Origin of the sequence: Pseudomonas kitaguniensis (assembly GCF_049199985.1) — a bacterium.
GTDB lineage: Bacteria > Pseudomonadota > Gammaproteobacteria > Pseudomonadales > Pseudomonadaceae > Aquipseudomonas > Aquipseudomonas kitaguniensis.
The window spans coordinates 123,956-150,293 of record NZ_JBLZPT010000001.1 but is presented as its reverse complement, the minus strand read 5'-3'; the positions used below and the strand labels follow the sequence as shown (position 1 = coordinate 150,293).

Annotated in this window: 22 protein-coding genes; 8 read left to right on the top strand and 14 right to left on the bottom strand. The window is 60.5% G+C overall.

Annotated features, from left to right (window positions below):
• Positions 1 to 207: 207 nt before the first annotated feature.
• Positions 208 to 1,731 (bottom strand): fumarate hydratase, encoded by a 1,524-nt coding sequence (locus ACOZK9_RS00740; protein ID WP_048727135.1) that lies wholly within the window; start codon positions 1,729 to 1,731, stop codon positions 208 to 210.
• A gap of 776 nt (positions 1,732 to 2,507) precedes the next feature.
• Here ACOZK9_RS00740 and ACOZK9_RS00735 point away from each other — a divergent pair.
• Together ACOZK9_RS00735 and ACOZK9_RS00730 are read left to right on the top strand one after the other, a co-directional pair.
• The gene (locus ACOZK9_RS00735; RefSeq protein WP_421555098.1) at positions 2,508 to 3,440 is read left to right on the top strand and encodes an iron-sulfur-binding ferredoxin reductase; all 933 of its coding nucleotides are present in this window, start codon (positions 2,508 to 2,510) and stop codon (positions 3,438 to 3,440) included.
• Positions 3,441 to 3,470: 30 nt separating this feature from the next.
• Complete coding sequence (locus ACOZK9_RS00730) at positions 3,471 to 4,220, top strand: enoyl-CoA hydratase-related protein (RefSeq protein ID WP_099239888.1); 750 nt, start codon at positions 3,471 to 3,473, stop codon at positions 4,218 to 4,220.
• Positions 4,221 to 4,408: 188 nt separating this feature from the next.
• Here ACOZK9_RS00730 and pyk read toward each other — a convergent pair whose 3' ends face one another.
• Positions 4,409 to 5,860 carry a pyruvate kinase gene (pyk, locus tag ACOZK9_RS00725; RefSeq protein ID WP_058412510.1) on the bottom strand — a complete coding sequence of 484 codons (1,452 nt, stop codon included), beginning with the start codon at positions 5,858 to 5,860 and terminating at the stop codon, positions 4,409 to 4,411.
• 175 nt (positions 5,861 to 6,035) lie between these two features.
• On the opposite strand from pyk, the gene ACOZK9_RS00720 reads away from it, so the two are divergent.
• Positions 6,036 to 6,410 carry a tetratricopeptide repeat protein gene (locus tag ACOZK9_RS00720; protein ID WP_058412509.1) on the top strand — a complete coding sequence of 125 codons (375 nt, stop codon included), beginning with the start codon at positions 6,036 to 6,038 and terminating at the stop codon, positions 6,408 to 6,410.
• A gap of 222 nt (positions 6,411 to 6,632) precedes the next feature.
• The gene (locus tag ACOZK9_RS00715) at positions 6,633 to 6,992 is read left to right on the top strand and encodes a hypothetical protein (RefSeq protein WP_058412508.1); all 360 of its coding nucleotides are present in this window, start codon (positions 6,633 to 6,635) and stop codon (positions 6,990 to 6,992) included.
• Positions 6,993 to 7,007: 15 nt separating this feature from the next.
• Here ACOZK9_RS00715 and ACOZK9_RS00710 read toward each other — a convergent pair whose 3' ends face one another.
• Positions 7,008 to 8,339: a DUF58 domain-containing protein gene (locus ACOZK9_RS00710; RefSeq protein ID WP_421555097.1), complete on the bottom strand. Its 1,332-nt coding sequence runs from the start codon at positions 8,337 to 8,339 to the stop codon at positions 7,008 to 7,010.
• A gap of 7 nt (positions 8,340 to 8,346) precedes the next feature.
• Positions 8,347 to 9,378, bottom strand: a complete 1,032-nt coding sequence (locus tag ACOZK9_RS00705) for an AAA family ATPase (protein WP_259642705.1) — start codon at positions 9,376 to 9,378, stop codon at positions 8,347 to 8,349.
• A gap of 277 nt (positions 9,379 to 9,655) precedes the next feature.
• Here ACOZK9_RS00705 and ACOZK9_RS00700 point away from each other — a divergent pair, with 277 nt between their 5' ends.
• On the top strand, positions 9,656 to 11,098 hold the full coding sequence (locus ACOZK9_RS00700; protein ID WP_152748863.1) for a tetratricopeptide repeat protein: 1,443 nt from the start codon (positions 9,656 to 9,658) through the stop codon (positions 11,096 to 11,098).
• Positions 11,099 to 11,140: 42 nt separating this feature from the next.
• Here ACOZK9_RS00700 and ACOZK9_RS00695 read toward each other — a convergent pair whose 3' ends face one another.
• From ACOZK9_RS00695 to ACOZK9_RS00660, 8 genes are all read right to left on the bottom strand, one after another.
• A complete protein-coding gene (locus ACOZK9_RS00695) occupies positions 11,141 to 11,899 on the bottom strand; it encodes a hypothetical protein (protein WP_421555096.1) in 759 nt (252 codons plus the stop codon).
• Between the two features lie 55 nt (positions 11,900 to 11,954).
• A complete protein-coding gene (locus tag ACOZK9_RS00690; protein ID WP_421555095.1) occupies positions 11,955 to 13,274 on the bottom strand; it encodes a PLL family lectin in 1,320 nt (439 codons plus the stop codon).
• A gap of 13 nt (positions 13,275 to 13,287) precedes the next feature.
• Entirely contained in the window at positions 13,288 to 17,049 is a 3,762-nt protein-coding gene (locus ACOZK9_RS00685) for a hypothetical protein (protein WP_421555094.1), read from the bottom strand.
• Between the two features lie 81 nt (positions 17,050 to 17,130).
• Positions 17,131 to 17,454 (bottom strand): hypothetical protein, encoded by a 324-nt coding sequence (locus ACOZK9_RS00680; protein ID WP_122251924.1) that lies wholly within the window; start codon positions 17,452 to 17,454, stop codon positions 17,131 to 17,133.
• A 165-nt stretch (positions 17,455 to 17,619) separates the two neighbouring features.
• Positions 17,620 to 18,777 carry a DUF4350 domain-containing protein gene (locus ACOZK9_RS00675; RefSeq protein WP_421555093.1) on the bottom strand — a complete coding sequence of 386 codons (1,158 nt, stop codon included), beginning with the start codon at positions 18,775 to 18,777 and terminating at the stop codon, positions 17,620 to 17,622.
• Positions 18,774 to 20,303: a DUF4129 domain-containing protein gene (locus tag ACOZK9_RS00670; protein ID WP_421555092.1), complete on the bottom strand. Its 1,530-nt coding sequence runs from the start codon at positions 20,301 to 20,303 to the stop codon at positions 18,774 to 18,776. Before ACOZK9_RS00670 ends, ACOZK9_RS00675 begins: the two co-directional genes overlap by 4 nt.
• Complete coding sequence (locus tag ACOZK9_RS00665; protein ID WP_421555091.1) at positions 20,290 to 21,270, bottom strand: stage II sporulation protein M; 981 nt, start codon at positions 21,268 to 21,270, stop codon at positions 20,290 to 20,292. The genes ACOZK9_RS00670 and ACOZK9_RS00665 overlap by 14 nt, the downstream gene beginning before the upstream one ends.
• Positions 21,267 to 21,959, bottom strand: a complete 693-nt coding sequence (locus ACOZK9_RS00660; protein ID WP_421555090.1) for an RDD family protein — start codon at positions 21,957 to 21,959, stop codon at positions 21,267 to 21,269. The genes ACOZK9_RS00665 and ACOZK9_RS00660 overlap by 4 nt, the downstream gene beginning before the upstream one ends.
• Positions 21,960 to 22,125: 166 nt before the next feature.
• On the opposite strand from ACOZK9_RS00660, the gene sbcB reads away from it, so the two are divergent.
• Positions 22,126 to 23,553, top strand: a complete 1,428-nt coding sequence (sbcB, locus tag ACOZK9_RS00655) for an exodeoxyribonuclease I (protein WP_421555089.1) — start codon at positions 22,126 to 22,128, stop codon at positions 23,551 to 23,553.
• A gap of 90 nt (positions 23,554 to 23,643) precedes the next feature.
• Here the strand turns inward: sbcB and mvaT are convergent, their stop codons facing one another.
• Positions 23,644 to 24,018 (bottom strand): histone-like nucleoid-structuring protein MvaT, encoded by a 375-nt coding sequence (mvaT, locus tag ACOZK9_RS00650; RefSeq protein ID WP_058412501.1) that lies wholly within the window; start codon positions 24,016 to 24,018, stop codon positions 23,644 to 23,646.
• Positions 24,019 to 24,366: 348 nt separating this feature from the next.
• On the opposite strand from mvaT, the gene purU reads away from it, so the two are divergent.
• Positions 24,367 to 25,215 carry a formyltetrahydrofolate deformylase gene (gene purU / locus ACOZK9_RS00645; protein ID WP_421555088.1) on the top strand — a complete coding sequence of 283 codons (849 nt, stop codon included), beginning with the start codon at positions 24,367 to 24,369 and terminating at the stop codon, positions 25,213 to 25,215.
• Between the two features lie 95 nt (positions 25,216 to 25,310).
• A complete protein-coding gene (locus ACOZK9_RS00640) occupies positions 25,311 to 25,481 on the top strand; it encodes a hypothetical protein (protein ID WP_162839871.1) in 171 nt (56 codons plus the stop codon).
• Positions 25,482 to 25,515: 34 nt separating this feature from the next.
• Here ACOZK9_RS00640 and ACOZK9_RS00635 read toward each other — a convergent pair whose 3' ends face one another.
• Positions 25,516 to 26,280: a methyl-accepting chemotaxis protein gene (locus ACOZK9_RS00635; RefSeq protein WP_421555314.1), complete on the bottom strand. Its 765-nt coding sequence runs from the start codon at positions 26,278 to 26,280 to the stop codon at positions 25,516 to 25,518.
• Between the last annotated feature and the right edge of the window lie 58 nt (positions 26,281 to 26,338).

The following is a 26,338-nucleotide window of genomic DNA, read 5'->3' as shown; positions in this document are numbered from 1 at the left end:
TAAGGGGTGGGCACCATAGCATGCGCGGCCTGGATCTTGTGGGGCCTGGCTTTTGTGTGGGGGCTTGTGTGGGGGCTAGTGTGGAAAGGGGCTTGCTCCCGATGGCAGGGTGTCAGCTGCGCACAGGCTGACTGACACTCACTCATCGGGAGCAAGCCCCCTCCCACATTTTACTGCGTTCAGCGTTTTTCCTTGCGGGTCAGGTGCTTACTGCACTTCTACCGCCAGGCTTTCACTGATTTTTTTCTGCCAGATGGCAGGACCGGTGATGTGTACGGATTCGCCTTTGCTGTCGACCGCAACGGTGACCGGCATGTCTTTCACGTCGAACTCGTAGATCGCTTCCATGCCCAGTTCGGCGAACGCGACGACGCGCGACTTCTTGATAGCTTGCGCCACCAGGTAAGCCGCGCCGCCGACGGCCATCAAGTACACCGCTTTGTGGTCTTTGATCGCTTCGATGGCGGTTGGGCCGCGCTCGGATTTGCCGATCATGCCCAGCAGGCCGGTTTGCTCAAGGATCTGACGGGTGAACTTGTCCATCCGTGTCGCGGTGGTCGGGCCAGCAGGGCCAACCACTTCTTCGCGCACCGGATCAACCGGGCCGACGTAGTAGATGAAGCGGCCCTTGAGGTCTACCGGCAGGGTTTCGCCCTTGTTCAGCATCTCGACCATGCGCTTGTGCGCCGCGTCGCGACCGGTGAGCATTTTGCCGTTGAGCAACACGGTTTCGCCCGGCTTCCAGCTCTGCACGTCTTCCGGGGTCAGGGTGTCGAGGTTGACGCGACGGGCCGACGGGCCGGCTTCCCAAACGATTTCCGGGTAGGCGTCCAACGACGGCGCTTCCAGCGACGCCGGGCCGGAACCATCCAGCACGAAGTGCGCGTGGCGGGTGGCGGCGCAGTTGGGGATCATGCACACCGGCAGCGAGGCGGCGTGGGTCGGGTAGTCCATGATTTTGACGTCGAGCACGGTGGTCAGGCCACCCAGGCCCTGGGCGCCGATGCCCAGTTGGTTGACCTTCTCGAACAGCTCCAGGCGCATCTCTTCGATACGGTTGGAGGGGCCGCGCTTTTTCAGCTCATGAATGTCGATGGACTCCATCAACACTTCCTTGGCCATCACCGCCGCTTTCTCGGCGGTGCCGCCGATGCCGATGCCGAGCATGCCCGGTGGGCACCAGCCGGCGCCCATGGTCGGAACGGTCTTGAGCACCCAGTCGACGATCGAGTCGGACGGGTTGAGCATGGCCATTTTCGACTTGTTCTCGGAACCGCCGCCCTTGGCCGCCACGTCCACTTCCACGGTGTTACCCGGGACGATGGAGTAGTGGATCACCGCCGGGGTGTTGTCCTTGGTGTTTTTACGCGCGCCTGCCGGGTCGGCGAGGATCGATGCACGCAGCACGTTTTCCGGCAGGTTGTACGCCTGGCGCACGCCTTGGTTGATCATGTCGTCCAGGCCCATGGTGGCGCCGTCCCAACGTACGTCCATGCCCACGCGCACGAACACGGTGACGATACCGGTGTCCTGGCAGATCGGGCGATGGCCGGTGGCGCACATGCGCGAGTTGATCAAAATCTGTGCAATGGAGTCACGCGCTGCCGGCGATTCTTCGCGCAGGTAGGCTTCGTGCATCGCCTGGATGAAGTCAACGGGGTGGTAATAGGAAATGAATTGCAGGGCGTCGGCAACGCTCTGAATCAGGTCGTCTTGTTTGATCACGGTCATGAGTCGCGCTCCTCTATAAGGGAACATTCAATAAAGGTGGCTTCAGTGTTGCATCGGTCGGCTGAAGCCACCTTTCCAAGGCACGCCAAAGTGGTGCAGGCGCGACGCTAAAAAGGCGCGGCAGTATAACCCGGTGCGGTAGCCGATACACCCGACTATGGTCAAACTCTGTGGGAGGTCCTACTGCATCTTTGATGTAGCGCTGTCGCGCGGCAAACGGGCTTGGGGGTGTTCTTCAGGTTGGGTGCATATCCGGTATTGGGGTTATGGCTTATATCGGTTTCGCTCTTACAGCGAGTCACTTTTGATAGAGCGCAAAAGTGACCAAAACGCTCTCGCCCCACCACTTGGTGCCTCGCTGTGGCTCGGCATACCCGCACGCAGGCTTGAATCCGTGGGCCGCCGCGATGGGCCATCCTTGGCCCAGCGCGGCTAACCCGGCGTCCTGCCGGGTTACCCACGGATTCAAGCCTGCGTGCGGCCATCGTGGTTAACGGGGCGCTTCTCAGATCAAGATCACAAAGATCAACAGCAAGAGCACGGCGGCCTGAAAGCCGACCTGAGTGGTTGAAGCGGATCAAAGGCGGGTTTTGCATACACAGCAGATCTGCTTTTTTGCTTTCTGTGGGAGCGGGCTTGCTCGCGATGGCATCCACCGGGTCTGCTTGATGCAACGGGGTATTTGCAGCGCAGGCAAGCCTGCGCTCACAAAAAACGCGGGTTGCGTCAGGCGCCTCGCGTTATGGTTAGTGAACTTTTAATGCTTGAGACCTTATATGCCTGAACTGCACGTCGGCGAACGCCACTGGTCGGTAGCCACCGGCAGCAACCTGCTCGATGCCTTGAATCAGGCCGGTGTGGCCGTGCCTTACAGTTGCCGGGCGGGCAGTTGCCATGCGTGTTTGGTGCGCTGCCGAGGTGCTGTCGAGGACAAACAACCCGACGCCCTGAGCCCGGCGCAACGTCAGGATGGCTGGCGTTTGGCCTGCCAGTGCCAGGTCACCGGTGATGTGCAGGTCGAAACGTTTGACCCGGTGCGTGACGGTTTGCCCGCTCAAGTCGTTGGCGCCGATTGGCTCAGTGCGTCGGTGCTGCGCCTGCGGCTGCAACCGGAGCGCGGCCTGCGTTATCGCGCCGGGCAGCATCTGGTGGTGTGGGCGGGGCAGGTGGCGCGGCCTTATTCCCTGGCCAGCTTGCCGCAGGAAGATGCGTTTCTGGAGTTTCATCTTGATTGCCGCCAACCCGGCGAATTCAGCACCATTGCGCGCCAGTTGCAGGTAGGCGATTACCTGCGACTTGGCGAATTGCGCGGCGGCGCGCTGCAATACGATTGCGATTGGCAATCGCGGCCGCTGTGGCTGCTGGCTTCCGGCACCGGCCTTGGGCCTTTGTGGGGCGTGTTGCGCGAAGCGTTGCGCCAAGAACACCAAGGCGCTATCCGCGTGATCCACTTGGCGCATGACGCCGACGCGCATTACCTGGCCGGGCCCTTGGCGGCGCTGGCCGCGCAGCACCCCAACGTGAGCGTGGAGCTATGGACCGCGGCTGAATTGACCCAGGCATTGGCACAACTTCGGCTTGTTTCGCGGCAAACTCTGGCTTTACTCTGCGGACACCCTGCCAGCGTCGAGGCGTTTTCCAAGCGCCTGTTTTTGGCGGGATTGCCGCGTAATCAACTGCTGGCCGATGTGTTCCTGCCGCGTGGTTGAGCGCTGAACTTTCCAGTTGCGAGATTCGCCATGACCGATGCCATTTTAGTCCAGCGCGAGCGCGGGTTGCTGACGCTGCAGCTCAACCGCCCCGACAAGAAAAACGCCCTGACCCGCGCCATGTACACGCAACTGGCCGAGGCGCTGGAGCAAGCCGATGCGCAGGCGGATATTCGCGCCGTGCTGATCCAGGGCAGCAGTGAGTGTTTTACCGCAGGCAACGATATTGGCGACTTTCTTGAACAGCCGCCGAGCGACCTCGACAGCCCGCCATTTCACTTTATGCAGAGCCTGCTCAATTGCCGCAAGCCAGTGGTGGCCGGCGTGGCGGGTGCGGCGGTGGGGATTGGCACAACGCTGCTGTTGCATTGCGATTTGGTCTACATCAGCCGCGATGCGCGCTTGCGCATGCCGTTCGTCAATCTTGGGTTATGCCCCGAATTTGGCTCAAGCCTGATTCTGCCGCGCCTGTTGGGGCATGCGAAAGCGGCTGAATTGTTGCTGTTGGGCGAAGGCTTTACCGGTGAGCAGGCGGCGCAGTGGGGCATTGCCACCGAGGCGTTGGGCAGTGGTGAGGCGGCACTCGCCAAAGCGCGGGAAATCGCCGAGCGCTTCGAAACCCTGGCGCCGGGGGCCGTGCAGGTCAGTAAGCAGCTGATGAGAAGTGTTGATCGCGAACAGTTGCGGCAGGTGATCGAGGAAGAGGGCGCATTGTTTACCCAGCGCCTGAAGTCGCCGGAGGCGATTGCGGCGTTGTCGGGTTTTATCACCCGGCGGTGAAGGTGGGTTGATGGGTTGGGCCTCATGGCGAGCAAGCCCGCTCCCACATTGGCCAGTGTTCACAGATCAACATGTGGGAGCGGGCTTGCTCGCGATGAGGCCAATACCGCCCACACAAAAAACGGCTCAAAAAACGCAAAAAGCCCCGCCATTCACAGGGCGGGGCTTTGGTTTTTCAGCCTGTCACATCAGACCATCGGGTCGCCAACGTGCAGGATTTTCATGCCGTTGGTGCCGCCGATGGTGTGGTAGCTGTCGCCCTTGGTCAGGATGACCCAGTCGCCTTTCTCCACAACGCCGCGCTTGATCAGCTCGTCGATGGCAGCCTGGCTGACTTCATGCGGCGGCAACGACGCCGGGTCGAACGGTACGGTGTACACGCCACGGAACATCGCCGCGCGCGCTTGGGTTTCGCGGTGCGGGGAGAACGCGTAGATCGGCACCGAGGAACGGATGCGCGACATGATCAGCGGCGTGTAGCCACTTTCGGTCAAGGCGATGATCGCTTTAACGCCCGGGAAGTGGTTCGCGGTGTACATGGCGGCCAGGGCGATGCTCTGGTCGCAGCTTTCGAACTCTTTGCCGATGCGGTGGCTGGAGGTCTTGCTGGTCGGGTGCTTTTCGGCGCCGATGCAAATACGCGCCATGGCTTGAACAGCTTCCAGCGGATAGGGGCCAGCAGCACTTTCAGCCGAGAGCATCACGGCATCGGTGTAGTCGAGCACGGCGTTGGCCACGTCGGACACTTCGGCGCGGGTCGGCATCGGGTTTTGGATCATCGACTCCATCATCTGGGTCGCAACGATCACCGCTTTGTTGTGGCGGCGTGCGTGCAGGATGATCTTCTTCTGAATACCGATCAGCTCGGCATCACCGATTTCCACGCCGAGGTCGCCACGGGCAACCATCACGGCGTCGGACGCCTTGATCAGGCCGTCGAGGGTTTCATCATTGGCCACGGCTTCGGCGCGTTCGATCTTCGCCACCAGCCAGGCAGTACCGCCGGCTTCGTCGCGCAGTTTGCGTGCGTATTCCATGTCGGCGGCGTCGCGCGGGAAGGACACGGCGAGGTAGTCCACTTCCATTTCGGCGGCGAGCTTGATGTCGGCCTTGTCTTTTTCAGTCAGTGCCGGGGCTGTCAGGCCACCGCCGCGACGGTTGATGCCTTTGTGGTCGGACAGCGGGCCGCCGATGATCACGGTGCAGTTCAGTTCAGTCGGGGTTGCGGTGTCGACGCGCATAACCACACGGCCGTCGTCCAGCAGCAACTCGTCACCGACGCCGCAGTCTTTGACCAGGTCCGGGTAGTCGATACCCACGACTTCCTGGTTGCCGTCGGTCAGCGGATGGCTGGTGGAGAAGGTGAATTTGTCACCGATTTTCAGCTCGATCCGCTTGTTGGCGAATTTGGCGATGCGGATTTTCGGGCCTTGCAGGTCACCCAGCAATGCCACGAAACGGCCATGTTTGGCGGCCAGGTCACGCACCAGCTTGGCGCGAGCCTTGTGCTCGTCCGGGGTGCCGTGGGAGAAGTTCAGACGGGCAACGTCCAAACCAGCCAGAATCAGCTGTTCGAGGACTTCCGGCGAGTTACTGGCCGGGCCAAGGGTGGCGACGATTTTGGTACGACGGACGGACATGCACAGACTCCTGAGTTCAAGCGCTGGGGAAGGCTACTATGCTCTTTCGTTGTAGTCATTGTTCGTTTGCACTACTTATCGACGATCGGCTTGTTTTTGCTGCGGTTGAATAGACCAACATCCTTGAAGATTTTCGGCCAGGGGTCGATACACTGCACAAGACAGGAGAACCCCTATGCGAATTTTGCTCGTTGCTGCCCTGGCCGTCAGTGTTGTCGGCTGTACCCGCTGGTCGATGGACCACCATTTGAATAACGCTTACCGCGCCTACGGGGTGGGTGATTGCCAGCGCGTTACTCTGGAGTTGTCGCAGGTCGACCGCGAGAGCCGCACCCGTCGTTATGTACAACCCGAGGTTTCAATGTTGCGCGGGCAATGCCTGGAACGTCAAAAATTGTTTGTTGATGCCGTACAAACCTATCAGTTCATCATCAGCCAATACCCCGCAAGCGAATACGCTTACCGTGCCCGCGCCAGGCTCGATACCCTGCAGCAGTTAGGGCATTACCCCGGCGCCAGTGTTGCGCAGCCACGCCCGGCGTCGTTGTAATTATATTTGTGATTGAGTGGGTGGCTCGATGCCGGTATTGGGCTATTGTTTAGATGTTCGTTTGTAGAGGTTTATATTCATACGAATGCTTAAACCTGACTCGGCATTTGTTTAGTGACCAATACGATGTTTTTGTCACGCCGAGCCTCAGGGAGAGTGAGCCATTGGCTCGTTCCGAATCATAGGCACGGCCAGGGCATGGCCATTGGATGGCGAACTCACATGTTTACCCACCGAAGGATCGAGCGGCATGAATTAACCTGCTTCCTGCAGGTATTCAATCGTATTACCGACAAACCCATCGGCTTCCTCGGCAATGCTTCCGAACAGGGGCTGATGCTGATCAGCCACTTGCCGATGATGGTCAACGCGGATTTCGACCTGTGCTTGAAAATTCCTGGCGCAGACGGCGAGTTCCACATCATTGACCTCACGGCGACGTGTTTGTGGAGCCATGAAGACATCAACCCTCTGCATTATGACTCGGGGTTCCGTGTGGTTCAGGCCTGCGATGAATATGTACAGTTGATCAACGCCTTGGTGAACTACTTCAGTTTCGACCCATTACAGGCGTCCGCCTGAACCCCGCCAGTTTACTCAGAATGCGCCGGCTTTTTTCCAGCCCAGATAGCGTGTCACCAGTGCGGCGCCAAGCTCCGGCGGGGATGTATCCACTACCGATACACCATGCGCGCTCAGGCGATCATGCAGTTCGTTTCGGGTATTCAGGTAGTCCACCGTGCCGCTGTAAATCAGCGCTTCAGGCAAGGTTTGCACAGGCGCTTGGCGCAGTTGATCAAGCACCTCCTCGCGCAGACTGGCCACCAACACCCGGTGCTGGCGACCGATGCGCTTGACCGCGGTTATCAGTGCGTCATCGTCCTCATCGCGCAGGTTGGTGATTACGATGACCAGGGCTCGACGTTTTTGCCGGGCCAGTAGCTGGCTGGCGGCAGCCTGATAGTCGGCGGTTCGCCGGGTGGTATCGAGGTCATACACCGCGTTGAGCAGCAGGTTCAGTTGGCTGCTGCCCTTGACGGGCGCCAGGTAGCGCGGCGCATCACCGGCAAAGGTGCACAGGCCCACCGCGTCGCCCTGACGCAGCGCGACATAACTCAGCAACAGGCAAGCGTTAAGCGCGTGGTCGAAGTGCGATAACTCGCCGTCCTGGCTGCGCATGCGCCGGCCGCAATCAAGCATGAATACAATTTGTTGGTCGCGATCATCCTGGTATTGCCGAGCGATCGGCGTGCGTTGGCGTGCGGTGGCCTTCCAGTCGATCTGGCGCAGGCTGTCGCCTTCGCGAAACTCACGCAGTTGATGGAATTCCAGCCCCAGCCCCCGCCGCTGATGTTGACGCACGCCGAGCTGGCTCAGCCAGTTATCCACACCGAGCAATTGTGCGCCGTATAAGCGGGCGAAATCCGGGTAAACACGGGTAGCATCCTCGACCTCGACAAAGCGTCGCGCGGACCACATTCCAAGCGGGCTGGGCAGTTGAATTTCACAGCGGCTGAAACTGAAGTGCCCACGGCGCAGAGGGCGCAGGCGATAGCCGACTTCGCTGCTTTCACCGGGGCGCAGCTCAAGGGTCTGAGGCAGGTTTTGCAGGCTCAGGCCATCCGGGACGTGATCGAACACCTGCACCGTCAGCGGCTGCGCGCAAGTGTGCGTGAGGGTCAGGCGAACTTCACCCCAACGCCCGAGTGCCAGGCTGCCGGGCATTTGCCGTTGCACCTGCACAGTGGGGCGGCGGCGCAGACGCGCGGCATCCAGTAACGTCAGCAGCAACAGCGCCAGCAGCAAACCCCAGGCTATCGAGTGCAACGTGCGGGGTACGTTGAACTGCAGCGCCACTGCCGCGCCGAGCAGAATGTTCAGGCCCAGCAGTACACCCAGCCAGCTCAACAACAGTCGGGTCGGCTTCATCGGCGAGTCACTGACGCGGGGCCGGAATCTGGTCCAGCAACTGCTTGAGCACCTGGTCGACCTCCAGGCCTTCGATGTCCAGCTCCGGCGCAATGCGCACCCGATGACGCAGTACCGCCAGTGCGCACCCCTTGATGTCGTCCGGGGTGACGAACACGCCACCGCGCAACAAAGCCCGGGCGCGGGCGCCGCGCACCAGGGCGATGGACGCTCGGGGGCCGGCGCCGATGGCCAGCCCAGGCCACGTACGGGTGGCTCGAGCCAGGCGCACGGCGTAGTCGAGCACCTGTTCATCCAGGGCCAACTCACTGGCGATCTGCTGCAGGTGCAGCACATCCCGCGCCTGCAACACGGTACGCAAAGGGTGTACATCCAACATGTCGGCCCGGGACGAGCGCGTCACCTCGCGCACCATCTGCAGTTCCTGTTGCGCGTCCGGGTAGTCCATGCGCACTTTGAGCATAAAGCGGTCCAACTCAGCCTCTGGCAGCGGGTACGTACCTTCCTGTTCGATAGGGTTCTGGGTCGCCAACACCATGAACGGCTGACCAATGGGCAGCGCTTCGCCCTCAAGCGTCACCTGGCGCTCCTGCATCGCTTCGAGCAGTGCAGCTTGGGTTTTGGCCGGGGCGCGGTTGATTTCGTCGGCCAGTAACAGGTGAGTAAACACCGGGCCTTTGCGCAGCTTGAACTGCTCGGTGTGCAGGTCGTACACGGCGTGGCCGGTGACATCGCTGGGCATCAGGTCCGGGGTGAACTGGATACGCGCGTAATCGCCACCAAAACACCGCGCCAGCGCACGCACCAGCAGCGTTTTGCCAAGGCCGGGTACGCCTTCGAGCAGCACATGGCCGCCAGCGATCAACGCGGTGAGTACATCGTCGATCACCTGATCCTGGCCGATCACCGCCTTGCGCAGTTCAACGCGCAGGGCCTGTGCCTGTTGGCTGGCGTGCTGGAGGCTGTCTGCGGTGAGTGCGATGGCGGTGTGGGAATCGCTCGCAACGTCCGAACCCTTACTGATTTTTTCATCTTCCATAATTCAGGTACTGACCTTATTCAACGGTTCTCGTATTGTTCAAGGCGCAAGTAAGTGACTGCCTGCCTGCACAATAGCAATTGCATTAACGCATCAACACCCTCATGCCGTCCGAGGTTGTTTCTCGACTATGCTTGCCGTGCGGCATTCACTGGTACTTTCACAAGGACGTGAGCATGAACGCAGAACACAACAGCCGCTTCACGCCGCACGTTAAAGGCCTCGGCCTGTGCATAACTTTGAGCCTTGGCCTGAAAAAATTCAGGGGGTTCGCTTGATGGCGCCAGCATCCAGCGCACGCTACGGAACCGCACAGGCCAACCCAGGCATGCTGCCCGCGCAAAGCGCTTCGGAGCTTGTGTTGGCGCAGAACGATGAAGGGCATCGGTTGTGTCTGCAGGGCTGTTTCGAGGCTGCCGAGGTCTGCTTTCGGTACGCTGTACAACACCAGCCCGAATGGTCTGTCGCGCACAACAATTTAGGCTGGGCCTTGCAGGCTCAGGGCCACAACGAAGACGCCATCGGCAGTTACACGTCTGCCTTGCGCCTGGAACCGGGTTACGTGTTGGCTCGTGCCAATCTGGCCTATCTGCTTGCCCATCTGTATGCATACACGGGCCAGTACGATACCGCACGCAGCATGTGGCAGGTGCTGGTCGAGCTGTATCCGCATGACCCCGAAGTGTTGGACAACCTCACCAGCACGGCGCTGCGGGCCAATGACTTGGCCGACGCAGGGCAATGGGCGTTGCGCCACGCAGCGGTCACGCGCGGCAGTGTCTGGCACCCGTTACCAGGCGATATCCCGGAGGTTCCCATGCCTGCGCCCAAGCTCAGCCGAGGCAAGCTGAGGCATGATCTTGAGCAGTTGCGCTACCTGCGTGATCGGCAACTAATCAGTGCGCAATTGGCTGCCGTCATCGACGACTATGACGCCGCGCTGCAGTGCTTCAATGAGAGCGACAGTATTTTGCAGCAGCGGTTGTACGAGGCCACGCCGCTGAAATCCACCTATGGTCGAGTCATTCACCATCTGCCGGTCGCACGCCAGGACGCGGGTGCGTTAAACGCTGGCGAGGCGCTGCGTCGAGCGCAGCAGGATTACCAGCAGAGCCCGCTGGGCGTGGTGGTGATCGATGATTTCCTGACGCCACACGCGTTGAAGCAACTGCAAGAGTTCTGCCTGCAATCCACCGTATGGCATACCAACCGTTACGCGCATGGCCGCCTGGGGGCATTCTTCAGGGACGGTTTTAACTGCCCGTTGCTGCTGCAGGTTGCCGAAGAAATCCAGCAGTACTTTGCGCAGGTGATCGGCCCCCGGCACCCGCTGTTGCAGCTGTGGGGGTTCAAGTACGGGCATGACCAGCCGGCCACTTATCCACATGCCGACTTCGCCGCGGTGAACGTGAATTTCTGGATCACTCCTGATGAAGCGAACCTGGATAAGAGCTCAGGCGGCATGCTGATCTACGACGTTGAGGCACCGCAGGACTGGGACTTCGACACCTACAACCGGCAAGGTGATCGGATCGCCGCGTTCCTGGAGGCGTCGGGCGCTCAGCCGCTGGTGATTCCCTACCGCTGCAATCGCGCGATCATCTTTAATTCGGACCTGTTCCATGCCACTGCGCCGCTTGCATTTCGCCCTGGCTACGCCAATCAGCGCATCAACATCACCCTGCTTTACGGTGAGCGCGCGCGTGCTGATCAGGCGTAATACAGGAACTCCCGGCACCTTGCGGCGCCGGGCAGGCAGGCCTCAACTGCCTTGGGTTTGCAGGTTCACCTGCAGCGTGCCGACGTTGTCGCGCAAACCTACCCCGTAGACTCCGTCCAGGTCATCGTTGATACACAACTGCAGCGGCCCCGACTGGCCCGCCGGTGCTTGCACGCCGTCGCCCACCAGGAATGGCGGATTGCTGCCGATTTGGCCGATCAATGCGGCTTCCGGCGCACCGGGCAACGTGTAGCGTGCGGGTGCTCTGTAAGCGGGGTTGCCTGCGGGGCCAACCATGCCGGTGGCGGGGTTGGCGGTCCACACCCCTTGCGCGCTGATGTGCGTGACCTGGCGGCCGGTTACCGTCAGCCCGCTGGCTTGCCAGGCCTGGTTGGCCTGTACGGTTAGCGTGATAGGGTAAAGCACATTGACGGCATCGCTGGTGCTGGCGGTATCGAAACCTGCACCGGACAGGGCGCTGGCCATTTCAGGCGCCGGCGTACCGGGCAGCACTTTAGGGCCAAGAATGATCGTACCAATGTCGAGTGCCGTCAGACCCGGATAGATGTCATGCAGGGTGATTGCCAGTGCCGCCGCAGTGATGGGCGCGAACACTTCGTGCACCGCTTCGGCCACCACGGCGCCGTTACGAACCAGTTCCTCGTGCGGCAGTGCGAACGCCATGGCGCCGATACCGGTTGATGCCGACGCCAGCGCGGTGCGCACCGCGTCACTTGCGCCAAGGCCTTGCTGCTTAAGGGGTTGCAGGAGGCCAATCAAGGGTTGTACATCGATTGTCATGCGGGTGCTCCTTTAGGTGGGGTGACGCCTGCCTTGTGAGTGTCAGAGCGGCCGATCAGCCTTGCGGTGGCGGGCTGGTGCTGGCCCAGCCCAACCAGTCGCCACCCGCTGAACCTTGGGCGATATGCCAGAGCTGATTGTCGTTGTCCACAGCCCACAGCAGTACACAACCATTGTTCTGCAAGGCCGCTGCGATGTTCTTCATCGGCTTCGGCTGCCCCTTGAAGCCAGGGCCTTCCCATTTGCTCCAGGTGCCGCCGGGGGCGGTTTGGTACAACGTCCATACCTGGCCGCTGGCGCCGATACCCCATAGCTCCACACCTCGGTTGCCCTGTTGTTGCGAGGCGGCAATAGAGGTAAAGGCTTCGGGCTGTCCGATAAACCCCGGGCCTTGCCAAGCGTCCCAGTCGCCACCGGCCGAGTGCTGGCTGATACCCCACAGCTTGCCCTCGCGGTCCAGCCCCCAGAACATCACGCTGCCATTACTCTGTTGCGCAGCGGCCAGCTTGAACAGCGGGGCTGGCTGGCCCTTGAAGCCGGGGCCTTCCCATTGGCTCCAAGGGCCGCCCGCGGTGATTTGGTACAAGGTCCAGACTTGACCGTCAGCACCCGCCGCCCACAGCTCGACGCCACGGCTGCCACCCTGTTGCGATGCCGCCAGTTGCTCGAAGGCACACGGCTGGACGCCCACGTTGGGGCCGCTCCAGGCGTCCCAGTCACCGCCGGGGCCGCCCTGGCTGCAGGTCCAGACACTGCCTGCGCCGTCGAGCCCGGCAAACAATACGTTGCCATTGTTCTGTAGTGCAGCTGCCAGTTGGTGCAACGGCGTCGGCTGGTTTTTGAAGCCAGGGCCTTCCCAGTTGCTCCAGTTGTCACCGGCGCTGCGTTGGTACAAGGTCCAGACCTGCCCCGATGTGCCGGCTACCCACAATTCAATGCCACGGTTGCCGGCTTGCATCGAGGTGGCGATTGTCGCGAACGGCTCCTGAACGGGCGGGGCGGGGTAGAGCACCTTGATGGCATCGGCCACCGCCGCCGCTGAAAAGCCCGCTGCGACCAGTGCGCTCTGCATCTGCACGGCTGTGGCTGCGGGGAATACCCCCGGTGCCAGCAGGATCTTGCCGATATCGACTGGTCCAAGCGCTGGGTAGAGCTGGTGCAGAATGCTGGCCATCTCGTTGAGTGTGACCGGCGCGTAGGCCTGAGACAGCGCCTGGGCCAACGCTGAGCGTTGTGCGTCAGTATCGGCTCGGCGCGTGATCGAGGCGTGGGCGTCGAGTTGCGCCAGCACGCTGCTCGCTGCCTGCACGGCGGGTATGCCTTGCTGGCGCAGAGGTTGTAGCAGGCTGATCAGGCGCGGGATATCAGTTGTCATAAGGCTCCTTGCTTCAGTGATAAGCGCTGACCAGCGCGATGGACAGGTCCAGGGGTGACAGGCTGGGGAACGCTGCCTTGAGTCCTTCGCCGGTGTCCGCTGCCGGGTACCCGGCTTGCGCCATGGCCGCGGCCAAATCCGTATCGACCAGTTTGGGGAATGCCTTGAGCAGACCGGTTGCACAGGCCGCGCCGTTTGCGCCTTGGGCACGCAGGGCACGCGCCGTCTGTACCGGGCCGGGGTAGGCTTGGATCAACGCCTCTGCCAGCGCCTGCGGCGGCGTTTGTGGCCAAGCGGCGAGCAGGCCCTTGCTGGTCTCGGCCACCACGTAACCGCCCTTGGCCATGGCACTGGCCAGGGTGTCGAGGGTTAGCGTGGGGAACGTGCGCAACAGCTGAGGCCCGCAGTCGGCGCCCGTCACGCCCTGCGCAAACAGACGGCTGGCCATTTGCTCCGGATCTGCGTAAGCCTGTGCCAGCGCTGCCGCCAGGTCTTGTGGTGAGGTCTGCGGCCACACTGCCATAAGGCCTTTGCTGGTGTCGGCCAGCGCGTAACCGCCTTGGGCCATGGCGCTGGCCAGTGTATCGAGGTTCAGGCTCGGGAACGCTTGCAACACCTGTTGGGCGCAAAGGGTGGCCTCGACCTTCTGGCCATTGAGCGCGGTCGTCATCTCTACGGCGTTGGCGTATAGCGTGATGGTGATATCCACCGTGGTCGAAGGAACGCCGGGCAGGATGCCTTCTTGGCCCACGGCAGGTATGGCCTGCACCAGCAGGTGGTAAAGCCGTGGCGAGCCAGCGATGCCGGTCAGTGTCAGCGCGGCAATCAACTCGTCGCCCTGTGCGCTTGTCTGCAGCTCGGTGACTTGCAACGGGCTGTCGGCACTGTGTATGACCGCCTGGTAGCGCGTGGCATTTGCGACTGCCTGCCAGCGCAGAGTGGCGCTGCTGCCGGCACTGCTGGCTTGCAGCTTCTGCGGTTGACCCAAACGATTCAGGGTCAGCACTGCGCTTGCAGGGCTAGCCACGGTGGTATTGCTGCCTTGTGTGACCAGGCTGAAACCGAAGTCGCCGACAGGTGCCGCCACATCAAAGGTGATCGAGCACTGCGTGGGCGGCGCCTGGTGTGGTTGCGCCGGTTCGATGTGACGGTCAGCTACCCAGGCGCTGCCTGCATGAGTGCTGGAGAGCACATAGGACTGCGCTTCGGGCACGGCTGTCCAGCTCAGCACTACGCCACAGTCAGGCGCGATAATGCTGCTGTCGGCGTGCGCCAGCAGGGCTGTCGGCGCGGCAAGACGCTGGAACGTTGCGTCGGCCCATTCAGTTTTGGTGTCGCCATGGACACCCTGTACCTGGGCCTTATAGGGGCCAGCGGACCATTGCGCGTCGAAATCGAACTGGGTCGCGCGCGCGGTCATGTTCAGACCAGGCTGGTCGAGCAGCACTTTTGCGGCACTGTCGAGCAATTGCGCGTTATAGCCGGCGTTGCCCTGGCCACCACCCCAGGTAAGTGTCACTACTCGGTTGGCGATGCTGATGCTGGGGTGGTCGGGCGCACTTTGGGTGCCTGTGCCTGTGCCTGTACCCGTTCCTGTACCGGTCCCAGTGCCTGTCCCGGTTCCCGTTCCCGTTCCTGTTCCGGTACCTGTCCCGCCAACGATCGAGATGATAGCCAAAACCGTACCGGCTACCGCTGCAGCTGCGCCCGCTGCTCCGGCGGCGGCCGCTTCGGCTGCCGCCAGCGCTGCGGCCTCGGTTGCCGCGACGGCGTCGGCGGCGGCGCCGTCGATCAGGCTTTGGCAGGCCAGTGTGGCGGCGTATGACGCTGCAGCCTTGCCAGCCGTCAGGCCGATTACTGCTGCGATGGCCTCGCTGTTGCTTGCCAAGCCTTTGACGAACGATTCTGCGGCGCCGGCGAGCGCACGGTCGATGTAACCCCCGAATTCCGAAAATTTGATCGAGTTGGGCAATGGGATCGAAACCATTGCAGGAAAGGGGATCGCCACCGCGGTCAGTGAAGTGCCTGCAACCGACAGGGTGTATTTGCCGTTCAGTTGCAGGCTTACGCCGTCGTCCTGTGTGCTGAACGACACGCTTATGTTGAACGTCGATGCAAGCAAGGACTTGAAGGCGAAGTCTACCAACTTGCCGCATCCGGAACTGCCTTGATCGGACAGCTCTTGCAGCGTCTTGATGAAGTCGATCGCCTTGGTCAGGTAGTCGAAGCTCGGCCAGTTGGTGACCTGGAAACCGCCATCATCCTTGCTGTAGCGCACCCCCAGCGAGGTGTTTTTCGGCAGGAAGGGCGAGTAATCGGACAGCGCGGTTAGCGTGCCGTCGATTTGCATGTTGCCCTTGCTGTTCTTGCTGCTCATCACGCTGACATCGACGCCGAATGATGCCTGCATGAACCACACACTGCCGGCAAACCCCATCGACTGTTTGCCCGCCACCGTGGATATCGCCAGCGCCGGGCCACCGCTGGCGCTGGTCGCTTTGGGCGCGGCGATGGTCATGATGTAGATGTCGATGGGGTTGGCCAGGGCGATGGAGGCGGTGACGCCGTCCTTGGCGATCTGGATGTTGCCCACCACTTCGAAGGTGGTAACCAGTGTCAGGTCAAACAGTGCCTGAATATTAAAACCCGGCTGGTAGACGATGCTGCTGGCCGGCGGAGCGGCAGGTAAGGTGCCGGCCGTGGCAGGGCACGCAAACGTATCCAGGCTCAGCGGTTGGCTGCTCGCCGTGTTGCAGTAGTAGAGCTGGCTGCCAGCCTTGAAAACGATGTCGATCAACGAGGTGGGCCATACCACGCTACCGATGCACTGGTTAAACACATCACCGATCGAAAGGGTCTTGTCGACTTTGACACTGGCAACTTGAGGGGTACTGTTTTGCAGGTAGATGTACCCGGTGAGCTGGGCCGAACCCACCTTGACTGTGCCCTGTACCTGGAAGTTTTTCTGCGCGGTGGCGTCGCCATAACGAGCAAAGACGCCGAACATCAGGTTGCTGAACGAGATGCCGCTCATGGCCCCACCGAACAGTTCCGGGATGTTATCGGGCTCGGCTGTCCGCAGGCAGGCGGCGAATGTCTGGGTGACATCATCGGAAACCAGCGCACCGCTGAAAACATAGTTGTGATCGAACAGCGAGACAGTGAGATTGCCGTTGACGCTGAGTTTACTGGCCGTGGTGAACTGGTAGAGGATATTGACGTTCTCGAAGCCGAACAGGCCGAACAACTTAATGTTTGGCAGCGCTGCAGAGTAGACCGCCTGTTGGACTGCGGCGCCAGCTGTACTGCCGCTGGTTAGCAGCGCGGACAACGAGAGTGTGTCACCGGCACCCGTCGAGGTGTCGTAACCGATCTGCAGCAAGCTGCCGAAGAGTTTTATGTCCTTTAGACTTACCGTGAGCCAGAACCCACAAGTGTTGGCCATGGTCAGGGTGGTTTTGGCCACACTGATGGGTACCGGAGTCTGTGGAAAAATGCTGAACAGATTAGTGCCACTGGGCGGCGTACCGTTGCCGAAATGGCTGAAGGTGAAGAAACCCGCATCCTGCACCAGCAAGCTGCCGGTAGGCAGTTGCGTATTGAAGGCTTTGTTGATCAGTTCAAGGACATCCATCCCGCCAGCATTCGCGGCGGCCAAATCTGCGTAGATCAGGCTGTATTGGCTTGAAAGGTCGAGTTGGCACTTGCTCTGGGTGGCGAACGTGCCGCCAAAAATCTGTGACCAGGCAAAATGTGCCGAGACGCGGATATCCATGGGCGAGTGGCCCTCCCGCAGGCAAGGTGCTTCGAAGCGGCGGGGCAATGACCATTGCCCCGCCAAATGAGCGAGCGCGGATCAGCTGAATGTATGGGTCTTGGGATCGTAAGTGCCTTCCGAGACGACTACGTTCAGGTCTTGCACCACATCGCTGCCGATGGCGCCCGAGATGATGTCCATCGGTGGCGACACCGCGACATACACCTCGCTGGTGCCACCCACTGCGACGGCGAGCAGGGTTTGCGGGGGCGGAGTCGTGCCGCCAGCTGCGGGAGCCTGGGAGATGACACTGAACAGGAACGGCACTTCTTTGGTGGGCGCGGAACTTGGGATGGCGAGCGAGGCGGTGTAGGTTTTGTTGTCGATGTTGAAGACGGCGTTAACGACAGCACTGATAGCCATTATTAGAACTCCATTCTGCATTGACTAGCGATTGCGGTGTGTGACCAGCTTCCCAGCACACGATAGTGGCGCTTTGCTACTGTAGTAGGCGTCCTTTTGTTTGGCAAATCACCATCCGACAGTCGGTCTTTACCCAGCTTTCCTAAGATGCAATCAAGTGCCGGATCACAGGGCATTCCTGAGAGTTTGCAGGCACGCCACCTGACGGCTGAAATCGGCGCTGGTGAGCCGTTTTGCCGGGAGTGGGCCGAGGGCCTGGCGGATAAGGTGGGAGGGTTGGCGCGTCAGGCGTGCAAGCACCTGCCACTGTTCAGCGCTGTCGAGGTGTTCAAAGCCTGGGTGACGACGCCTTGCTGCGCGTTGCACGTCGCGTTGCAAGGCTTGCAACAGGCTGCCTTGGCCACTGCGACGCAGCAGGAAGTCGGCGCTGGCTTGCAGGTGTTCCTGCAATTGCCGGCGAGCCTTGGGCGCAGGTGCCTGGATCGGACCTTGGCGCACACCGGCCTGCCAGAGCGCCAGGGCGATCAGCGCGACGAGCGCCACCAGGGCTTGCGGAAAATTGCGCAGCAACAGGCTCAGCAGGTTGTCTTCGTCACTGTTAAACAGCAAGGTCACGTCGGTGCCCTGGTTGAGGTACCACAGCAACCAGGCATTGTCGTGTTTGCCGATGCCAGCGGTTTTCCACAGGTCGCTGTCGGTTACAACTGTCACAGTGCCCTGGCCGAGGCCGCGTTGCATCAGATGGCTGGACCCGGCGCTGTTGGCGGAAAATTGCGCCAGGTGCTTGGGGTCGGTGAGGTTGAAGTCGGTGTCGAAGCTGAAATACGCCGGGGTGGTTTCATTGTCGAGGTACAGTTTGGTCAGGTCCGGCGCTTTGTTTTTGCGCGGCGTGGCTGGCGCGTCAACGGTCTCACTCATGACTGGGTGGATGTTCAACCGATCAAGCAGCAGGTCAGCGCTTTTGCCGGTTTCTTCATCCCACAGTGCTTCGGCGACCACCAGCAGGTGGCCGCCTGAATTCGCCCAGCCCATCAATTGATCCACTTGGCGTGGGCTCATGTTGCTGCGTTCGCCCAGCAGTAACAGGCTATGACCTTTGGCGGGAAGGTTGGTGAGTCGTTCAAGGCTATTGGCGTGCTCAACGGCCAGACCTTGTTGGCGCAGAAAGTATTCTGCCGCCAGGTAGGGGTTCGCCTTGGCGAGTGGCGAGGGGCCGCGATCGACCACTTCGTCATACGGGATTGCCTTGTGCCACGCATAAAAAGCGCCAGCTCCCAGCACGCACGCCAGCAGCAGCCCGACGTATACCCACGGCCGGTTCATTGCGTGGCCTCCGAACCGAACAGCGCCCGCCAATCGTTGCAGAGTTTTTGCTGGGCAAAGGCTGGCGGCAGATGGTGACCATACGCGAGGTTCTGCCAGTGGCGGGTCAGTTCATCACTGAACGCCAGCAGTTGCGGTTGTTGCAGGTGGTGAACGCGCTGCAGCACCTGGCCTTCGGTATCGGCGCTTTTCAGTGGCAGGTTGAAGTCATGCAACAAGCGGCTGAGCAGGCCCCGGTACAGAAGGCCCAGGGCTTCGCGCGGCTGAGTGGGCCATAATTGTTCAGCAGCGCTGGCGATGTCTTCGGGCAATGTCTCTGTGCCCAGCGCCAGGCCGAACATCTGCGCCGGTACCGCCTTGGCTATTTTGGGGTTGCGCTGCGGGCGCCGGCTGACAAACGTGCGCAGCCACTCACGGTAGCGCCAGAGCAGCAGCGCGACGCCGCCGATCATCAGGCTCCACAGGAGTATTTCCAACCCTTGCCCAAGCGTTTTAAAGGTGTTGCTGTTGAGTTGGTTCAGCAACGCCTGAAGCCACGCGGGTAATTTACCGTCGCCGTGCGTGTGCTTTTCAGTCACGGTTTTTTCGTCACCAAAACGGTAGCGGGTAACGGTTTGCGGATTTTTGAAGGGCGGCTGTTCCAGCACGTGCTTGATCGATTGGCTGGCGGTTTGAGTACTGAGCGGTGGCTGCTCGCTCGGGCTATCAGCCATCGCCGGCGGGCTGGCGGGTATCAGCAACAGGCCCACAACCAGCACCAGTAAAGGCGCACTGTTGCTCAGGCGCTGGCGTAACCGGCGTAAAACCAGTTCCAGGTCCCAGGCTTCCAGTACAGTGCGTCGGTTGAGGTACAGGCTGAAACCGCAGGCCACATAAATAGGCTCCCAGAACACCAGAACCAGCGCATAAAAGGCGTTGGTCAGGTGTTCCAGCCAAAGCCAGTCCGAGCCCACCGCAAGCGCGAGCTGTTGCCAGCTCCAATCGCGTTCTACCTGTTCTGGAATGAACAGGTAGAGCAGCGTCATGCCGCCAAGCCACAGGCTGACTTCCAGGTGCATACCGATGAGGGTCAGCCAGCGCGCGGCGCCGGCGTTGTGCTGTAGCAGCACCCCGAGGCGTTGTTGGCGCGCCTGATCAGCCAGGCCTTCAAGCTGGCTCACCGGCAGCACAAAACTGCGACTCAAGCTGAGGCGGCGCCAGGTCAGGCTGACCAGCAACTGGCTTTTGAGCAGGCTTGGCCAATGGCGTACGGCTTGCTTGATGCTCGGCGTTTCACCAAACAGGGCCTTGGACAGGATGTACAGCGGCAAACGGTCGAACGCCGGCTTGAGCCACCAGAACACTAACAGTACGACAGAGGGGTGGTCCCAGAGCAGCGCCGTGAGCAGGGCAAACACCGGCAAGCTGACCAGCGCCCAACTGCTCATCAACAGAAGGCGATATTTGCGCGCCATTAAGATGCCAAGGTCTATGGCTTCCCAAGTGGTACGGGGGCGAATGGCCACGCTGGCATCACTCAGGCGCATGGCGAGTCCGTCCAGCGAGGGTCAGGTAAGCGGCTACCAGCAGCCAAAGTGCAGTGCCCACAAGGTATTTGGCCCAGGGGGCGATGGTGGTGGTGGAAGACCAGTAGGCCTCGATAAACGCTGCGATCAACAGGAACACGATCACACCGCAGAGTATTTGCACGCTTTTGTGCGCCGCCAAACGCAGTGACTCACTGCGCGCCAGTGGCCCCGGCGCGATCAACGCCCAGCCCAATTGCAACCCTGCCGCGCCGGCGAGGGCGATGGCACTCAATTCGAATGCAGCGTGCCCGATAACAAATGACCAGAACGTTTGGCCATAGCCGATTTCGGTCAGATGACCGGCGACGGCACCGATGATCAAACCGTTGAAAATCAGAAAAAACGCGCTGCCCAAGCCGAACAGCAAACCGGCGGCAAAGGTCTGGAAGGCGATGCCGATGTTGTGCATCACGTAATAGCCAAACATCATCCAGTCCTCGCTGGAAGCACGTTCGGCGGCGCGGCCCAAGCGGCTGGCGTCGGGGTCGTACATGCTCTGCATCTCGGCGACCTGTTGGGCACTGACGATGGTGTAGATCAAGCCGGGAAACAGATACACCAGCAGGGCTATGCCCACCAGGCTGCCGAAGAACAGCAGGCTGGCGACCAGCACGAAACGCCATTGTTCGCGCACCAGACGCGGGAAGTCGGCCAGGATAAAAGCCAACAGGCTCGCGCCCAATTGGCTGCGATGGCGATACAACTGTTGGTGGCCACGCAGTGCCAGTTGCTCCAGCGGGTCGACCAGGTAACTGCTGTAGCCGCGCTCTTGAGCCAGGGCCAGGTGCTGACATAAACGTCGATAATGATGAGGAAACTCGGCCGCGTCACCGGGCTTGGCTTTACCGTGCTCCAATGCTTTCAGTTGCTCTGCAAAGGCCTGCCACTGGGCTTGGTGACGGCTCTCGAACTGGCTCTGTTTCATACAGGCCCCAACAGGCCACGGGCGACACCATTGAGTTGCTCGACGGCGCGCGCCGGAGACACATGCAATGGCTCGGCAAGGATTGCGGCCAGTTCATGCACCCGCTCGGCGGACAGTTCAGCCTGGCGTTCGGCGAAGCCAAGGATGGCGCGCTGTTCGCTCAGCTCCAGGGCAAAGGGCAGGCGCAAGGCCGTAGCGTGAGGTATTTTTGGGCGCACCAGGGGCCGTTCGCGGTAGATCACCAGGGTGCCGGCTGCCAGGTCGCCGAGTCGTTTGAAGTGTGGATGTTGCAGGCAACTGATGGCGCCGAGGAAGTAGCCGAAGGGCAACATATCGACAAAACGCAGCAGGTTGCGAATCAGCGAAGCGGACCAGCCGACCGGCGTGCCGTCGTCCTGCACCACCCGCAGGCCCATCACCTGTTTGCCCGGAGAGCAGCCTTGATTGAGCACTTCGAACAGCACCATGTACCACCAACTGACCAGAAACAGCAGCAATGAACCCAAGCCAATACCAATATTGCCGAGCAACGCCAGCGGCACGAGCAGGATGCCCATGAGCAGCCCACGCACGCCCAGGTCGAAGGCAAAGGCCAGTGCGCGAGGGGGCAAGCCTGCCGGGCGCAAGGGTAGATCGATGCCTTCGGGCGTCTCGATCTGATAGCGGGTGTCCAAAGGGGCTGGTGGCATTGCAATCCCTGGCAGTGCAAAGCGGTTAGGAGAGACGGATGCTAGCAGTGTCGACGATGGAAGCAACCACTCAAGTTTTTGCTGGATGTTTGTACAGTCAGGTATCGCTGGCCCCCGACGCCTTACAGCGCCTAGACTTCGTCGATCTTCAGTACAGGAACAGCCCGTGACCTCCATTTTCTGGTACGACTATGAAACCACCGGTATCAACCCGCGCAGCGATCGCCCGTTGCAGGTTGCCGGTATTCGTACCGACCTCGAACTAAACGAGGTCGGCCCGCCGGTCAATCTTTATTGCCGGCCCAGCGACGATATTCTGCCGCATCCGGCCGCCTGCGCGATCACCGGTATTACCCCGGGCATTCTGGCCGGGAAGGGCTTGGCTGAAGCTGACTTCATGACCCGTGTACACGCTGAGTTGGCCGCGCCAGGCACCTGTGGCGCGGGTTACAACACCCTGCGTTTTGACGATGAAATGACGCGCTACAGCCTGTACCGCAACTTTTTTGACCCTTACGCGCGTGAATGGCAGGGCGGTAACAGTCGTTGGGATTTGATCGATGTGGTGCGCACCGCCTACGCGTTGCGCCCGGACGGGCTTGTGTGGCCTGAACAGGACGGGCGCGTCACCCTCAAGCTTGAACGCTTGACCGAGGCGAACGGCATCGACCATGGCCAGGCCCACGATGCCTTGTCGGACGTGCGTGCCACCATTGCGTTGGCGCGCTTGGTTCGGGACACACAACCCAAGTTGTATGACTGGCTGTTCCAACTGCGCAGCAAGCAGCGGGTGATGGATCAAGTGCGGTTGCTGCAACCCATGGTGCATATTTCCGGGCGGTTTTCTGCTGAGCGGCATTACCTCGGCGTGGTATTACCCCTGGCGTGGCACCCGCGCAATCGCAATGCGCTGATTGTGTGTGACCTCGGGCTCGACCCGCAGGGCTTGCTTGATCTGGACGCCGCTACCTTGCGCCAGCGGCTCTACACGCGGCGTGATGAGCTGGCGGAAGGTGAACTGCCAGTGCCACTCAAGTTAATTCACATCAACCGGTGCCCGGTGGTTGCGCCCTTAAATGTGCTGCGGGCGCAGGACCGTGAGCGGCTTCAATTGGATATTGACGTCTGCCAGGCGCGCGCGCTGCGACTAACTGACGCACAGGAAGTGTGGCGCGATAAGTTGGCGGCCATTTATGCCGAGGAAGATTTTGCGCCGAGTAGCGACCCCGAGCAGCAGCTCTACGATGGTTTTATAGGTGACCGCGACCGTCGTCTGTGCGAGCAAGTCCGGGCGGCAGAGCCTTTACAGCTCGCGCGTCAGTCATGGCCTTTTGATGATGAGCGTTTGCCGGAATTATTATTTCGCTACCGCGCACGTAACTTTCCTGAAACCTTGAACAACGAGGAGCAACAGCGCTGGAAACTTTTCTGTCAGCAGCGTTTGTCCAAGTCGGAATGCGGCGCGCCGAATACCCTTGAGGCATTTAAGCAGGCACGTCAGGAGTTGGCGATAAGTGCTACATCGTTTCAGCGCGAGGTGTTGGATCAATGGCAGGCGTATGCCGACTCTTTAGCCGCGCGGCTGAATCTGTAGTCACGTAGTTACACACTATGCGGACAATAAAAAACGCCAGCATGCTGGCGTTTCTTATGTAGCGTCTATCAGGCCAAGGCCCGACCAAGCTTAGCCCAGCAGGGTAGCCCAGCCTTCAACGACGTCGCCGCCCCACTTGGCTTTCCACTCTTTCAGGGTTTTGTGATTGCCGCCTTTGGTTTCAATCACTTCGCCGTTGTGCGGGTTCTTGTATTGCTTAACCTTGCGAGCACGTTTGGTGCCGGTAGTTTTCACAGCACCGCGCGGCGCTTTAACTTTCGACTCTGGATCCAGCAGCGCGATGATGTCACGCAGGGATTTGGAGTATTCACCCATCAGGGCGCGCAGTTTGCCTTCGAATTCCAGCTCAGTTTGCAGCTTGTCGTCTTCGGACAGGTTCTTCAAACGAGCTTGCAGCTCTTTGATAGCTTCTTCGGTGGCGCGGTATTCGTTGATCAGGGACATGTGGGCTACCTTATGGAGAGCGCTGATTGTCAGGGGAAGTGGCCTAATAATAGTCAGGCAAACTCTGCAAGTAAACATTTAAGGATGTTTTTAGGTGAATTACGTTGAATGTTTGCGGTGAAGCGCTGCCATTGAGTTAATTAGTCGGTGGTTACCTAAGAATAATCTCGTTTATTTTTGTTAACAGCCCATGCGTTCGTTGGCGGGTGCATATAGCGCGCATAAAACCTTACGCGCTTAGGGGGCGTAGCCGGTGCAAGGGGCTCGAATAAGCCGCAAGGACTACTGCAGTTTTTCTGCGTAATCGCTAGAATGGCGGCCTTTGCGAAGTTCTGGAGTTTCCCCCTAATGCGCACTTTTCGGCTGGTGATCGCTTGCCCGGACCGGGTTGGCATCGTTGCCAAAGTCAGTAACTTTCTGGCCTCCCACAACGGCTGGATCACCGAGGCGAGCCACCACTCGGACGATTTCAGCGGTTGGTTTTTCATGCGTCACGAAATTCGTGCCGACACACTGCCCTTTGGTCTTGAAGCCTTCCGTGAGGCGTTTACGCCTATCGCTGAAGAGTTTTCGATGACCTGGCACATCACCGACACCGAGCAGAAAAAGCGTGTGGTGCTGATGGCCAGCCGTGAGTCCCACTGCTTGGCCGACCTGCTGCATCGCTGGCACAGTGATGAGCTGGACTGCGAGATCGCCTGTGTCATTTCCAACCACGACGACCTGCGCAGCATGGTCGAATGGCACGGCATCCCTTATTACCACGTCCCGGTTAACCCGCAGGACAAGGAGCCGGCCTTCGCCGAGGTCTCGCGCCTGGTCAAGCAACACGACGCTGATGTGGTGGTGCTGGCGCGTTACATGCAAATCCTGCCGCCGGAGCTGTGCCGCGAATACGCAGGCAAGGTGATCAACATTCACCACAGCTTCCTGCCGTCGTTTGTCGGTGCCAAGCCCTATCACCAAGCCTCGCTGCGTGGCGTAAAGCTGATTGGCGCAACGTGCCATTACGTCACCGAAGAACTCGATGCCGGGCCGATCATCGAGCAGGACGTGGTGCGTGTCAGCCACAGCGACAGCATTGAAGACATGGTGCGTTTTGGCCGTGATGTCGAGAAGATGGTGCTGGCCCGTGGCCTGCGCTATCACTTGGAAGACCGCGTGCTGGTGCACGGCAACAAAACCGTGGTGTTCTGATCAGGGCATTTAACGTTTTTGATTGAACAGTCAGGGGGCCTGGGCGTTAAATCGTCTCAGGCCCTTTTTGTTTGCCTGCCGTCGAGGACTGACTGATGAGCGACCCACTGGACAAAGCCACTTCCAAGGCCCCGGCGACGTTGGGGGAGGGATGTTTGAGTCGATTTGACCCGGATGACCTGGACGCGGAGGACGGCACCGAATTTCCCGGTGCCGCCGAGTTGTGGCAGCGCGAGCGCAGCAAGGCCCAGCCTGGCGAAGAATAATCGCCCGCCGCCTACCCGGGCGGCGGGCATTGGGTCAAATGCGGAAACTGCCCACCAACTGCTTCAAGCGCGCCGCCTGTTGTTCCAGGTCGGCACAGGCGCGCAGGGTTGAATGCAGGTTTTCCACGCCTTCCTGGTTGAGGGTGTTGATTTCGGTGATGTCCATGTTGATCGATTCCACCACCGAGGTTTGCTCCTCGGTGGCGGTGGCCACTGACTGGTTCATGCCGTCGATCTCGCCAATACGCTGGGTCACGCTGTTCAGGCGTTCGCCCGCCAGGTTGGCGATTTCTACGCTGTCCTGGCTGTAGCGCTGGCTTTCACTCATGGTGCTCACCGAATCGCGGGCGCCGACTTGCAGTTCCTCGATCATCTTTTGCACCTGCTGCGCCGATTCCTGGGTGCGATGGGCCAGGTTGCGCACTTCATCGGCCACCACCGCAAAACCGCGACCGGCTTCACCGGCACGCGCCGCTTCAATGGCAGCGTTAAGCGCCAGCAGGTTGGTTTGCTGGGAAATGCTGGTGATCACCTCAAGAATCTGCCCGATATTCACCGTCTTGCTGTTGAGCGCTTCAATGTTGCTACTGGAAGTGCTGATCATTGCCGACAGTTGCGTCATCGCCTTGATATTGCGATCCACCACCTGTTGCCCGTCTTCGGCCAAGTGCCGCGCATCGCTGGCCTGGCTGGAGGCTTGCGCTGCGTTACGGGCGATCTCCTGGGCGGCGGCGCCCAGCTCGTTGATGGCCGCGGCGACGCTGTTGGTGCGGTTGGCCTGTTCGTCGGAGTTGACCATCGACGAGTTGGAGGCGCTGACCACGCGCAGCGCGACTTCGTTGACCTGTTCGGTGGCC

Excerpts from the sequence above, each read along its gene's own strand:
- ACOZK9_RS00700 (WP_152748863.1), top strand. The coding sequence starts at position 9,656 with ATGGCGCCAGCATCCAGCGCACGCTACGGAACCGCACAGGCCAACCCA.
- ACOZK9_RS00695 (WP_421555096.1), bottom strand. The coding sequence starts at position 11,899 with ATGACAATCGATGTACAACCCTTGATTGGCCTCCTGCAACCCCTTAAG.
- ACOZK9_RS00680 (WP_122251924.1), bottom strand. The coding sequence starts at position 17,454 with ATGGCTATCAGTGCTGTCGTTAACGCCGTCTTCAACATCGACAACAAA.
- ACOZK9_RS00715 (WP_058412508.1), top strand. The coding sequence starts at position 6,633 with ATGTTTACCCACCGAAGGATCGAGCGGCATGAATTAACCTGCTTCCTG.
- ACOZK9_RS00685 (WP_421555094.1), bottom strand. The coding sequence starts at position 17,049 with ATGGATATCCGCGTCTCGGCACATTTTGCCTGGTCACAGATTTTTGGC.
- ACOZK9_RS00690 (WP_421555095.1), bottom strand. The coding sequence starts at position 13,274 with ATGACAACTGATATCCCGCGCCTGATCAGCCTGCTACAACCTCTGCGC.
- ACOZK9_RS00640 (WP_162839871.1), top strand. The coding sequence starts at position 25,311 with ATGAGCGACCCACTGGACAAAGCCACTTCCAAGGCCCCGGCGACGTTG.
- ACOZK9_RS00670 (WP_421555092.1), bottom strand. The coding sequence starts at position 20,303 with ATGCGCCTGAGTGATGCCAGCGTGGCCATTCGCCCCCGTACCACTTGG.
- ACOZK9_RS00730 (WP_099239888.1), top strand. The coding sequence starts at position 3,471 with ATGACCGATGCCATTTTAGTCCAGCGCGAGCGCGGGTTGCTGACGCTG.
- purU (WP_421555088.1), top strand. The coding sequence starts at position 24,367 with ATGCGCACTTTTCGGCTGGTGATCGCTTGCCCGGACCGGGTTGGCATC.
- ACOZK9_RS00740 (WP_048727135.1), bottom strand. The coding sequence starts at position 1,731 with ATGACCGTGATCAAACAAGACGACCTGATTCAGAGCGTTGCCGACGCC.
- ACOZK9_RS00665 (WP_421555091.1), bottom strand. The coding sequence starts at position 21,270 with ATGAAACAGAGCCAGTTCGAGAGCCGTCACCAAGCCCAGTGGCAGGCC.
- ACOZK9_RS00635 (WP_421555314.1), bottom strand. The coding sequence starts at position 26,280 with ATGGTCAACTCCGACGAACAGGCCAACCGCACCAACAGCGTCGCCGCG.
- ACOZK9_RS00660 (WP_421555090.1), bottom strand. The coding sequence starts at position 21,959 with ATGCCACCAGCCCCTTTGGACACCCGCTATCAGATCGAGACGCCCGAA.
- ACOZK9_RS00710 (WP_421555097.1), bottom strand. The coding sequence starts at position 8,339 with ATGAAGCCGACCCGACTGTTGTTGAGCTGGCTGGGTGTACTGCTGGGC.
- pyk (WP_058412510.1), bottom strand. The coding sequence starts at position 5,860 with ATGTCCGTCCGTCGTACCAAAATCGTCGCCACCCTTGGCCCGGCCAGT.
- ACOZK9_RS00705 (WP_259642705.1), bottom strand. The coding sequence starts at position 9,378 with ATGGAAGATGAAAAAATCAGTAAGGGTTCGGACGTTGCGAGCGATTCC.
- ACOZK9_RS00735 (WP_421555098.1), top strand. The coding sequence starts at position 2,508 with ATGCCTGAACTGCACGTCGGCGAACGCCACTGGTCGGTAGCCACCGGC.
- mvaT (WP_058412501.1), bottom strand. The coding sequence starts at position 24,018 with ATGTCCCTGATCAACGAATACCGCGCCACCGAAGAAGCTATCAAAGAG.
- ACOZK9_RS00720 (WP_058412509.1), top strand. The coding sequence starts at position 6,036 with ATGCGAATTTTGCTCGTTGCTGCCCTGGCCGTCAGTGTTGTCGGCTGT.
- ACOZK9_RS00675 (WP_421555093.1), bottom strand. The coding sequence starts at position 18,777 with ATGAACCGGCCGTGGGTATACGTCGGGCTGCTGCTGGCGTGCGTGCTG.